Source organism: Clostridium tarantellae, assembly GCF_009295725.1.
GTDB classification, from domain to species: domain Bacteria; phylum Bacillota; class Clostridia; order Clostridiales; family Clostridiaceae; genus Sarcina; species Sarcina tarantellae.
Window position 1 is genome coordinate 1 of record NZ_WHJC01000088.1, and the last position, 12,189, is coordinate 12,189.

The following is a 12,189-nucleotide window of genomic DNA, read 5'->3' on the forward strand; positions in this document are numbered from 1 at the left end:
CATATAAACTCTCAATATTTAAGTAGATTATTTAAAAAAGAAATTGGTATTAGTTATAGTGACTATTTAAATACTTTAAGAGTAAACAATGCTTGCTCCTTATTAGTTAATACTTCTTATACTAATTATAGAATAGCTATTGATTCAGGATTTACAGATTCAGCATATTTTAGCAAAGTTTTTACAAAACATATTAAAGTTACACCAAGTAAATATAGAAAAATGCATATTGATAAAAGTCATAAAATTTTATCCTCTAATTAATAAAAAATAAAATAAGCTTTCTACTATTATATTATGTAAAAATTGATAGTAGAAAGCTTGCTTTATTTTTTAATGTTTTATCACTTTAATAGGCAAATCAAAATCTTTTAAAAGATATTCTATTTTTTGTAATTCTTCTTGAGTATATGTTAAATCTTCTTTAATAGAATATTCTCTTCCTAATTCTTTATATTTATTAATACCTAATTTATGATAAGGTAACAAATCTACTCCCTTTAAATTTTTTCCTTTACTTATTGCTTTAATAAATTTCATAGTTCCTATAAGTACATCATCTGAATCATTTAAGCCCTTTATGAGTGGCATACGAACTCTTATATTAGCTCCTATATGAAATAATTTAGCAATATTTTTTAATATTTTATCATTAGGAACACCTACTAAATTCTTATGTTCTTCTGAATCTATATGCTTAATATCATATAAAAACAAATCTACATAATTAGATAATTCTTTTAAAAGGTCCCAATCTGTATATCCACAAGTTTCTATAGCTGTATTAATACCTTTAGATTTACATTTTTTTAATATTTCTAATGCAAATTCTCCTTGTGCTGTAGCTTCTCCTCCACTAAGGGTTACTCCACCGCCAGAAGTTAAGTAAAATACACTATCTTGTTCAATAATATCCATAATATCCTCTACTGTTTTTTCTTCTCCAACTATATGTAATGCATTATGAGGACATTTTTTTTCACATTCTCTACAACCTATACATTTTATAGTTCTATCTATTTCATGTTGAAACTGTGAGTTTATATTTTTCATAATATGTTTTCTTTGAGGACAAACATCTATACATATTCCACAATCTTTACAATTTGTTTTAGAATACATAACATCATAATTTAATGAACAGCCTTCAGGATTTGAACACCATTTACATTTTAAGGGACATCCTTTTAAAAATATAATTGTTCTTACTCCTGGTCCATCATAAATAGAATATTTTTGTATATTAAAAATCTTACCTTTACTTTTAACTTTCATCTTTTGTCACCCTATTTCTATTATGATTTCCATGCTTTAGGAAGATATTTTTTCAATAAATTTTTTCCATCTTCATTTATACTGTAATAAACGTTTAATTCATCATTAACAAGTTCTAATCTTTTAGAATCAATTAAACCATTTTCCTTCATGGATAAAAGATCTTCAATCATTAAATCTTTTTTAAAAAATTTTTCACTTCCATATTCTTTTTTTAAACCTTTTAAAACTTCATATACTGATGCTTCTTCTACTTCTGTAAAAAAATGTAGTATACGAAATCTCATAGGTAATTTCTGTCTCATAATTAAGCCTCCTTTTTTGAGAACATTTCTCTTGGATCTATAGCTACAAGCATTGCTCCTAAAGTTACTAATATAGCTCCTACTATTAAAGTAGTTGTCATTTCAGCTTGTCCTAAGAAATAAGAAAATATTATTCCCCAAAGTACATAAGTGCTATTTAATGCCATTCCCTGTGCAACTCCACACATACTATTTGCTTTATACCATGTTAGAAAAGATACTGCTGCTGCCAAAGCTGCCACTGCTATAATTACTAAAGGTGCAGGTGACACCATAGCTTTACCAAACATAGTTAATCCTCCAACTATAGGTACTACTACTACTATAAAAACTATTCCAGATGTTGCTTGACGTATATTTATAGCAACTTTAGGATCTATTAAAGCTGTACCAAAAGCTGATAATGTTCCTTCAGCGCCCCAACCAAATGCTGCTACAAAAGCACATATTAAACCTAAAACAAAGTATGGCATACTTCCACCTTCTGGAGGTGTATATCCTATAATAACAGCACCAGTAACACACATTACTATTCCTAGCATTACACGCTTAGTAACCTTTTGCTTTAAGAAAATCCTAGCTAAAAGTGCTCCTACTACTGGACAAAGTGCTGATATTGGTATTGCATAAGCTGGCCCTGAAAACTGAATTGCAAGTAAGTAAGCTGCATTTGCAATTGGACCTCCTAACAAAGCTGCTAAACACACTATAAGACCTGGTAATGTTTTTAAGCTTCTCCATATTTCTCTTGATCTTCCTTGAATTGTATTATAAATTAAAAGCCATAAAGCTGCTAAGCTATCGTTCATGGCAGCCCCTACTAAAGGGGCTACTAATAAACTAGCTTCATCTGTAAAAGGTCCCATGGCTAAAGCTACACCCAATACAGCACTATAAAATCCAAAGGTAATTGCTGAAACTATTCCCATAACAGAACCTTTTTTAGTAAATTTGGCTTGTGCTTTCTTTTGAGCTTTAATTGCTTCTTTACTTCCTAGTACTTCTACTTCCATAAAGCATTCTCCTCTCTATTAAAATTTCTCTAACATAGTTCTACTTATAATCTCGTCTTGAACTTCTTTGCATAATTCTACAAAGTATGCACTATACCCTGCTACACGTATGATTAAATCTCTATACTTATCTGGTTCTTTTTGAGCTCTTTTTAACATTTCATTATCTGTATAACTAAATTGCATTTGTGCATTTCCTAATATAGATGATGTACGTAATAAAGTTATTAATCCATTTTCTCCCTCTGGAGTCTCTAAAATTCCTTTTAAGAATTTAAAGTTATGAACCATTCCTATATTCATAGCCTCTACATTTAATTTACTTACAGATTTTATAATAGCAGTTGGTCCAAACTTATCTGATCCTTGAGTTGGACTTATACCATCTGAAAGCGGTGTCCAAGCTAAACGTCCATTAGCACTTGCTCCTGTAATTTCTCCAATTGGAGTATTATTAGAAATTGATAAAGTTCCATGACTAAAAGTAGAATATAATGTTTTATATTTTCTATGAATTTTTTCAGTATAATCTATTAAATCTGATGCAATACTATCTACAAAGTCATCATCATTGCCATACTTAGGAGCATTTAAACAATCTCTTCTTAGCTCTTCATAACCTTCAAAATTCTTATCTAAAGCATCTCTAATTTGTTGTAATGTATATTTTCTTTCATCATAAACTAATTCTTTAATAGCTGCCATAGAATCTGCATATGTTCCTAATCCTGACCAAATTAATCCAGGTCCATGATTAATCATTGCTCCTCCATGGGTTATATCTTTGCCTTTTTCCATACATCCTTCAACAAAGATTGACATTAATGGTTTTGGTGCATAATCTCTATGTACTCTTTGACTTATAACTGTACCAATAGCTGAAAGTTTGGTAATATATTCTATTTGCTTCTTAACAGCTGTATCAAATTTTTCATAAGTATCAAATTGATTTAAATCACCAGTATCTATACCTTGTTTAGTACCATGCCATTTCATAACTCCACGATTTAGTACAAACTCAATTGCCACTGGCCATTGTGTATAACCAGTAGAAGTCCATTGATAAATACGTCCTGATTTTTGAGGTTCAACACATCCCATTAAACAATAATCTCTTGAATCTTCTATGTCAAATCCTTTTCTTAACATCATTTTTATATGTGCATCATCAAAGTGACATGCTGGAAAACCTAAACCTGCTTTTATTACATCAACTATTTTCTTTAAATATTCCTGTGGTGATTGGTTATGTATACGACAAGCTAATGATGGTTGATAAACCTTTGTAAATCTTACTGCATCCATAATTAAGTAAGTTAAATCATTAGTTGCATCTCCCCCTCTACGCTTTTGTCCACCTATTGTTAAATTAATAAATGGTTGATAACCAGCAAAATATTTTGCACCAAGTTCACTAGATAACCACATCATTTCTGAACATTTAATTAAAAAGCACTGAATCATTTCTAACGCTTCGTCTCTAGTTATATTACCATTTTTTATATCGTTTTCATAAAAAGGATAAATATATTGATCAAAACGTCCAAGAGAAAGACCTGTTTGATTTTCTTCAATAACAAATAATGACTCAATAGTCCATACACATTGTAATGCTTCTTGGAAAGTTTTTGGTGGATTTAATGGCACATTTGCATTTACTTTAGCAATATTTATTAATTCCTCTTTTCTTCTATAATCTGTTTCTTTCATAGCTAATTCCATAGCATATTTTGACAGTCTATTAGCATAAGCTATTATTCCATCACAAGTTATTATTGAAGCTTTATAGAAATAAATTTTATCTATTTCATCTGGATTCTCCATCAATAACTTATTTAACTTCTCTTCAGCTTCAGCTTTAATTCCATTTATACCCTTTTCAACTAATATTACATCATATCCAGGACAAGTATCTCCACCTCCATTGATTTGATGATATGAAAGGTCACTTACAAAAGCTTCTCCTGAGAAAGACCAAAGACCAGCTTCTTTATATTGTGTTTCACAAGCTTCATCTACAGAGCGACCTTCCCAAAATGGGAATATTTCTTCTCTTATAACTTTTTTATCCTCTTCATTAATAATGAAAGGATCTTGTGGTCTTGTACTCATAGTGTCTAACTCATCTTTTACCCAACGCCAAGCAATATCAGGTGAGAAAGCCCCTGCTCTTGGCTTACCACAAGGATGTCCAACTATTAATTCATCCTCTTGAATTAATAATGGTGCTTCTTCACAAGCTTTTTTAAATGCCATTGCTCTTAAAATTATCAAAGGCATTCCAGGATTTTGCTTTGTAACTTCTGTGAATGCTTTAGCCCTTTCAATAGATACACTTGGTTTAGCTTTTAAGTAGTTTTCTTTTAATCTTCTTATTCTTGGTGAAAGATTATCATCTATTATATTTTCATCAACTTTATTAGTATTTTTTTCTCCTAAAAAACTATTAAATAATTTAATACAAAGCTTAGGCTCTTCCTTCATAAAATTATTTGCTACTGATAAACATATTTTTGATAAATTATTTATGATAATCTTATCATCTTCTAAAGTTCCACCCTCATAAACATATTGGAACATTGGATATCCCTTAAATCCCTCATCTTCTCTAATCTCACTTATTTCTGCTAACTTCATCCATAAACATTCTACAAGTTCATAAGCTTCTTTTTCATTTAATCTTCCAGACTTTATATCACTATCATAGTAAGGAAAAACATATTTATCAAAACCACCTGGTGCAACAGCAGAAGTTCCTGATTCAATACCCATAATTAATTGAATAAAATAAAATGATTGACATGCTTCTCTAAAATTTCTAGCTTTATTTGCCGGTACTCTTTTACAAATTTCTGATATTTCTAATAACTCTTTTTTTCTATAAATATTTTCTTCAGTTTGTGCCCACTCATAGGCTTTTTTAGAAAATCTATTAGCAAAATCTATAGCTGCATCACAAGCAATTACTGCTGCTTGCCAAAAGTTTCTCTTTTCAACCTCATACATACTTTTAGGTACACCTATTTCAGCTAAATTTTTAGTTGACTCTTCTTTAAGGTTTAAAAATCCTTTAGTTAAAACTAAATTATAGTTTGGAGAATAAAAAACTCCATCTTTACATGTAATAGCTTGAGCAATAAAATCATAAGCAGAACTTTTATTTCCTTCTTTTCTTTTATTTGAAAATTCAGGATACATAGGAAAAAGTCTTTGCTCTTTTCCTTGATTACCTACTATTAATTCATCTTTTCCTATCCAAATAGTCATTTCATTTAATAATTTGCTTAAAACTTTAGCTTTTTTTAGCACTATTTCTTCACTCAACAAATCATTATATGCTTTTGTAACTATTTCAGCTCTTTCTGTACAAATACCAGAATCTTTAGATAAAAACCTCTGTCTTAATACCTTACTTCTAGGTGATATATTTTCATTAAACATTAAATTTCACTCCTTTAAAATCATTAGTTTTTCAATAAAGCTCATTATTTTAAATTTCTTAGCTATTTAATGAAGCTAATACGTCCTTAATTAATTGCTCTATTTGCTCTTCAGTTACTTCTTTTTTATTTTCATCTTTAATGGATTCTTTGATTGATTTATTAATCTCTTCACCTTTTATTAAATTGTTTTTATCTTCATTAAATCTCGTATCTAATGAACTTTCTTCAGTAAATCTTTCATCATATTTTTTAAATCTTTCATCTTTATTCTTAGCACATAAATTTTCTTCTAAAAATCTTGTATCAATATTTTCAACTTTTAAATCACAATTATTAAATCTCATATCAGCAGTTGAAAGATTTATATCAACCATATTTTTTTTATTTTTAAAATCATCTAACTCTCTAACACCATATACCTTTTTTCTGATATTTAATAAATTCATAGGACCTATATTATCTGAAGTAGAACTTCCTCCCACTGCTCCACATCCTAAAGTAAGTGCTGGTACTAAATTTGTAGTAGCTCCAATTCCTCCTAATGCTCCTGGAGTATTTACTAAAAGTCTTGATACTGGTTTTTTTAATGCAAATTCTTCTATTATATTCTCATTATTAGAATGAATTACTAAAGTATGTCCTTTTCCTTCATTATTTAAAATTTCTATACATTTTTCACAAGCTTTTTCCCAACTAGGTTCACAATAAAATGCTAAAATAGGAGCAAGTTTTTCTCTTGAATAAGGATACTCATGTCCAACTCTTGTTTCTTTAGCTATTAAAACTCTAGTATTTTCTGGTACATTTATATGTACTAAATTTGCTATAGTTTGAACACTTTTACCAACTATTTTAGGATTCATAGCTCCATTAGGTTTCATAATAAATTTTTCAAGTTTCTTAGCTTCTTCTTCAGTTAAGAAATATGCACCTTGTTCTTTTAATTCTTCTATTACTTTATTTTTTATGCATTCCTCTATTACTATAGATTGTTCTGAAGCACATATTGTACCATTATCAAAGGTTTTACTATCTAAAATTCTTTTAACAGCTAATTTTATATCTGCTGATTTTTCTATAAAAGCTGGCCCATTTCCAGGACCTACTCCTATAGCAGGCGTCCCTGAACTATATGCAGCTTTAACCATAGCAGAACCACCAGTAGCTAAAATAAGTGAAACATGTTCATGTTTCATAAGTTCATCTGTTCCTTCTAATGTAGGAATTGTCATACATTGTATACATCCTTCTGGTGCTCCAGCTAGTCTAGCTGCTTCTGATATAATCTTTACAGTTTCTAATATACATTTTTTAGCATTTGGATGTGGTGAAAATACTATACTATTTCCTGCTTTAATAGAAATAAGTGCTTTGTATATAACTGTAGATGTGGGATTAGTAGATGGAATAAGTCCTGCTATAACTCCCACTGGAACAGCTACATCAGTTATTCTCTTTTCCTTGTCCTCATTTAATATCCCTATAGTCTTCATATCTTTTATATAGTCATATACAAATTTGCTTGCAAAAGTATTTTTTATAACTTTGTCCTTCCATCTTCCAAAACCAGTTTCCTCTTCAGCCATTTTTGCTAATTGCTCTGCCTTTTCTAAAGCTGCTTCTGCCATAGCTTTAACTATTTTATCTATAGATTCTTGATTAAACTTAGCTAATTCTTTCTGAGCTAATTTAGCTTTACATATTAATGATCTTACCTCTTGAATAGACTGTAAATCTTTATCTGCAAATTCCATTGTATACCTCTCCTTCTCTATTAATAAGTACTACCCATTTCTATTAAAATTCTCATATCAATTCTCAATATTCTTCTATAAAATTCAATATATTTAATTAATCTAATTCTTCTTCAACTTTTAAATTATGTTGTGCTAAAATCTTTTCTATATCTGTATGAGGACGAGCTATTACATGGGCTGTTATAACTTCTCCAATCTTCTCACCCTCTTCAAGTCCCGCTTCTACTGAAGCCTTTACTGCGCCAACATCTCCTCTAACCATAACTGTAACCATTCCTGAACCAATGTTTTCATAACCCATTAATGCTACGTTGGCAGCTTTCATCATAGCATCTGCTGCTTCTATTGCTGTTACCAGACCCTTAGTCTCTATCATACCTAATGCTTGATGTTTCATGATTTTTAACCCTCCTAATTTTTTACCTATACAATTATTTGTAAAATATACATTATTTTTAAAGCTTATAATTAGCTATTATTTTATCAATATCCATATTAGGTCGTGCTATTACTTGTGTAGATACTATTTCACCTAATTTTTGTGCAGCTTCTATACCTGAATCAACTGCTGCTTTTACAGCTCCTACATCACCACGAACCATTACAGTAATTAATCCTGAACCAACATTTTCATATCCTACCAAATCTACATTAGCTGCTTTAGCCATAGCATCTGCTGCTTCTATTGCTGTTACTAGACCAACAGTTTCAATCATTCCTAATGCTTCTTGTCCCATGATATTCCTCCTAAGGTTTCATCTACTTTTTCATTTTTTAATTCAAATTATTTTCTTCAATCTTTTTTATAATGCATTTAATACATTGTTATCTTAAACTCTACCTTATATTTTTATATGACTTAATATTATAAATTTATAATAAATGAGTTGGTACTGATGTAATTGTTCCTTGTAATTTTTCAATTTCACTATGAGGACGAGGAATTACATAACTTGAAGTTACTTCTCCTATATGCTCCGCTGCTGAAATTCCAGCATCCACAGAAGCTTTAACTGCTCCTACATCACCACGAACCATTATTGTAACAAGTCCACCTCCAACTCTTTCATATCCTACTAAATGAACATTAGCAGCCTTAACCATTGCATCTGCTGCCTCTATTGCTGTTACCATTCCTATTGTTTCAATCATGCCTAAAGCATCTCCCATATTACAACCTTCTTTCTTTGTTTATCGTTTACAAAATAATTTTACCTTATTTAAATATTTTCATATTGTAATTTTCCTATATATTTTTATACTTTTTTGTATTTTTTCTACTTTATAAATTTAAGAAAGTAGAAAAAGTACAATAAATAAACTGTTAAAAGCTATAAAATTAGGTTGTCTATTATAAGACAACCTAATTTTAATTTATCATTTTTCTATTACTTCTTTAATTTTTTTAGTTAGATTTATCATATCACTTCTTATATCTTTAAAATTTCCAGATATTAATTTTTTATTTCTAACTACTACTCTACCATTAACTATTACTGTATCCACATTTGATGAATTAGCTGAGTATACAATAGTAGCATAATAATCAAATATTGGTTGCATGTTTACAGACTCAGTTTCTAAAAGTATTACATCTGCTTTTTTTCCTTTTTCTATAGAACCAATTTTATTGTCCATACCTAATACTTTTGCTCCTCCTAAAGTAGCAAGTTCTATCAATTCTATAGATGGAAGTATAGTTCTATCTTTATTAAATAATTTATGTATTTTTCCTACTAAAGGCATTTGTGTTAATATATCTAAAGTATTACCACTCATTGGACCATCAGTTCCTAATCCTATATTTATACCTTTTTCTTTCATTTTCAATATAGGCATAACCCCTTTAGCACCTTTAGCATTAGAACCTATATTATGACATATGCCTACGTTATTTGCTTTAAGTATTTCTATATCATCATTACTTACTAGCACACTATGGGCTCCAATAAAGTTAGAGTCTAATATACCTAATTTATTTAAATATGCCACTGGACTTAATCCATATTCCTTTATATACTTATTCCATTCATAATCCATTTCTGCTATATGCATGGTTATAGGTACATTATATTTTTTAGAAATATTAAAGGCTTCTATTAAACTTTCATCACTATTAGTATATGGAGCATGAGGGGCTATCCCTGGAATTATAAGTTCATTATTCTTCCATTTTTCTATAAAATCCACAGCATAATTTAATCCACCATAAGGCTCTTTTGCATCTGGTGCTGAAAAATTTAATACAGTCTCACATAATATCCCCCTAATATTTAATTCCTCAGCTGCTTTTGCTACCTCATCTTCAAAATAATACATATCACAAAATGTAGTTACTCCACTTAATAGCATCTCTGAAATTGCATATCTAGCACCAATATAAACTAATTCATTATTTACTAACTTTTGTTCTAAAGGGAATAAATATTTTTTTAATCTATCTTTATAATCATCTGCTAAAGTTCTAAAAGGAATCATAGAAGCATGAGTATGACAATTTATCATACCAGGCATTAAAATTCCCTTTTCACCATCTATAATTTTTAAATTTTCTAATTTTTTATATTTATTTTTAAGTTCTTCCTTTCCAATATCTACAATTTTATCATTCTCTATAAAAACAACACCATTTTCTATTATATCTTTATTTTTATTCATAGTAAGAATAGTTGCATTATTTATTAAAATTTTCTTAGTCATATTATTTACCAAAATTCCTTTCAATTTAAATTTTTCTAATTAAAAGAAGGGTTGCCAATAGACTATAAAATAATCATTTTGCAACACCTTCATTATATATTATACTACTTAATTTTATATTAAATATTATAATATTACATAAATTTTTTAATTATATACTCTAATTAAATTTTCTCCACCCTTTAAAAATAATTTAACAACTGTTCCATCTTTACTATGCATATTTAAATATGACGAAATATCGCTTTCAATACCATTTACTTCAATTTTTAAATTATGACTATCCAAGCCCATATATGGAATAGAAAAATCATATATACCATCATACGGTACAGTTAAATTTAATTCTATTGGTTCAATTTTTTCTTCCATAATATTTTGATTTAATGAATTTTCATTAAAAACTTGAGAAGATCCTATTGAAATAGGACTTTCTTTTATAGAATTATTTATTTTTTCTTTATCATCTTCAGTTATACTAACAGTCATCAAATTATAAGTTCCTAATGATTTTAAAATATTAAAATTAATGCTTGATATACTAGGAGCTACATTAATTCCATCTCCATGAAATTTAACTTTATTTTCTCCTTCATAAAATTTTGCTTTAAAAGTAAATATTGCATCAGAATCTTCCGAATCATCAACAGTTTTTGGCAAATGATAAACTGTTTTAAATTCATTATTAATATCTACTCTTAAAGGTTTATCTCCATCAATACAAGAATATTTTATAGTTACATTATAATTTGCAGTTTCTGGTGAATTAAAATTTATTGTATAGGAACCATCATTGATTCCTCCAATATTTATTACTTTTTTATTATCAATTGTCAATATAGCTCCATTTTCTAAAATTCCATCTATAGCATCAAAATTACTTTTAGATATTTGAGGCCCTTCAACATTTGCAATAGAAAAAAGCTCTCCTATCATACTTAAATCTTCTAAAACAGAAGAATGAGGCAATATACTTTTATCCTTAATTTGTTGCATATAAAGTATCCTCCTTAAATTTTTATCAATTTTAATTTAATAATTGATAATTTAATATAAAATTATTAAAAGTTTAATTTTATTAATTATTATTATAAATTTTTTATTGAAATATTTAATATTTCTTCTTTTAATATCATAATATGATTTTTTTTGAAAAATGAGATTTTTTTTGGGATTATTTTTTATAAAATATTTTTAAATACTTTATAAGGTTGAAAATTCCACTAAAATAATTGTTTATTTACAAAATAAGTCACAATATAATAAAATATTTATATAAACTTATTTAGAAAGGAATAAATTAAAATGATATACTATTACGCAAGAGTATCTTCTGAAAAGCAAAAATTAACAAGACAAATTGATCTTTTCAAAGAAATGGGCGGAACAGATAGAACTATCTTTCAAGAAAAAAAATCTGGGAAAAGTTTTGCAAATAGAGATACTTGGCTTGAACTTATGCAATGGGCAAGAGAAGGAGCAACTAAATAGTTGTTAAAAATATAGTCAAATATATTTTTGATAAAAAGCTCCCTACGTTCGTAAAGAGCGTAGAGTGGTAGATACTTCTACCTAAAACTCCTTTAACTGCTGGAAGTTCCTAAAGCTACATTAACTACAACGTAAGGATGAAATAAGCCTAAGCGTGAATGTTACGAAAGTATAAAAAATAATGTAGATGGTGCAAGGTTAAATC

The 12,189-nt window shown here is 28.5% G+C and carries 12 protein-coding genes and 1 pseudogene; 2 read left to right on the plus strand and 11 right to left on the minus strand.

The annotated features are described in order from the left end of the window. The coding region (locus tag GBZ86_RS07650; protein WP_152889325.1) for a helix-turn-helix domain-containing protein at positions 1–264 on the plus strand (264 nt) is incomplete at its 5' end. Between the two features lie 69 nt (positions 265–333). Here GBZ86_RS07650 and cutD read toward each other — a convergent pair. The 11 genes and pseudogenes from cutD to GBZ86_RS07700 all read right to left on the minus strand — a co-directional run bounded on the left by cutD (position 334) and on the right by GBZ86_RS07700 (position 11,489). Continuing rightward, positions 334–1,275 (minus strand): choline TMA-lyase-activating enzyme, encoded by a 942-nt coding sequence (gene cutD, locus GBZ86_RS07655; protein WP_152889327.1) that lies wholly within the window; start codon positions 1,273–1,275, stop codon positions 334–336. A gap of 20 nt (positions 1,276–1,295) precedes the next feature. Continuing rightward, on the minus strand, positions 1,296–1,580 hold the full coding sequence (locus GBZ86_RS07660) for a hypothetical protein (RefSeq protein ID WP_152889330.1): 285 nt from the start codon (positions 1,578–1,580) through the stop codon (positions 1,296–1,298). A gap of 2 nt (positions 1,581–1,582) precedes the next feature. Further along, positions 1,583–2,593, minus strand: coding sequence for a DMT family transporter (locus GBZ86_RS07665; protein ID WP_152889331.1), 1,011 nt, complete (start codon positions 2,591–2,593; stop codon positions 1,583–1,585). An 18-nt stretch (positions 2,594–2,611) separates the two neighbouring features. Continuing rightward, entirely contained in the window at positions 2,612–5,791 is a 3,180-nt protein-coding gene (gene cutC, locus GBZ86_RS07670; RefSeq protein WP_422678912.1) for a choline trimethylamine-lyase, read from the minus strand. Further along, a pseudogene (locus GBZ86_RS18710) lies at positions 5,777–6,034 on the minus strand (pyruvate formate lyase family protein); the annotation flags it as partial. The gene cutC and the pseudogene GBZ86_RS18710, both read right to left, overlap by 15 nt. A gap of 58 nt (positions 6,035–6,092) precedes the next feature. Next, complete coding sequence (locus tag GBZ86_RS07675) at positions 6,093–7,790, minus strand: acetaldehyde dehydrogenase (acetylating) (protein ID WP_152889336.1); 1,698 nt, start codon at positions 7,788–7,790, stop codon at positions 6,093–6,095. A gap of 97 nt (positions 7,791–7,887) precedes the next feature. Further along, positions 7,888–8,190 (minus strand): BMC domain-containing protein, encoded by a 303-nt coding sequence (locus GBZ86_RS07680; RefSeq protein WP_152889338.1) that lies wholly within the window; start codon positions 8,188–8,190, stop codon positions 7,888–7,890. 58 nt (positions 8,191–8,248) lie between these two features. Continuing rightward, positions 8,249–8,530 (minus strand): BMC domain-containing protein, encoded by a 282-nt coding sequence (locus GBZ86_RS07685; RefSeq protein ID WP_152889339.1) that lies wholly within the window; start codon positions 8,528–8,530, stop codon positions 8,249–8,251. A 136-nt stretch (positions 8,531–8,666) separates the two neighbouring features. Beyond that, positions 8,667–8,963: a BMC domain-containing protein gene (locus GBZ86_RS07690; RefSeq protein ID WP_152889341.1), complete on the minus strand. Its 297-nt coding sequence runs from the start codon at positions 8,961–8,963 to the stop codon at positions 8,667–8,669. Between the two features lie 207 nt (positions 8,964–9,170). Beyond that, positions 9,171–10,493 carry an amidohydrolase gene (locus tag GBZ86_RS07695; RefSeq protein ID WP_152889343.1) on the minus strand — a complete coding sequence of 441 codons (1,323 nt, stop codon included), beginning with the start codon at positions 10,491–10,493 and terminating at the stop codon, positions 9,171–9,173. 147 nt (positions 10,494–10,640) lie between these two features. Continuing rightward, on the minus strand, positions 10,641–11,489 hold the full coding sequence (locus GBZ86_RS07700) for a carbohydrate-binding protein (RefSeq protein WP_152889345.1): 849 nt from the start codon (positions 11,487–11,489) through the stop codon (positions 10,641–10,643). A gap of 309 nt (positions 11,490–11,798) precedes the next feature. Between GBZ86_RS07700 and GBZ86_RS07705 the strand changes: the two genes are divergently transcribed. Beyond that, positions 11,799–11,984, plus strand: a complete 186-nt coding sequence (locus tag GBZ86_RS07705; protein ID WP_152889347.1) for a recombinase family protein — start codon at positions 11,799–11,801, stop codon at positions 11,982–11,984. Positions 11,985–12,189: the final 205 nt, after the last annotated feature.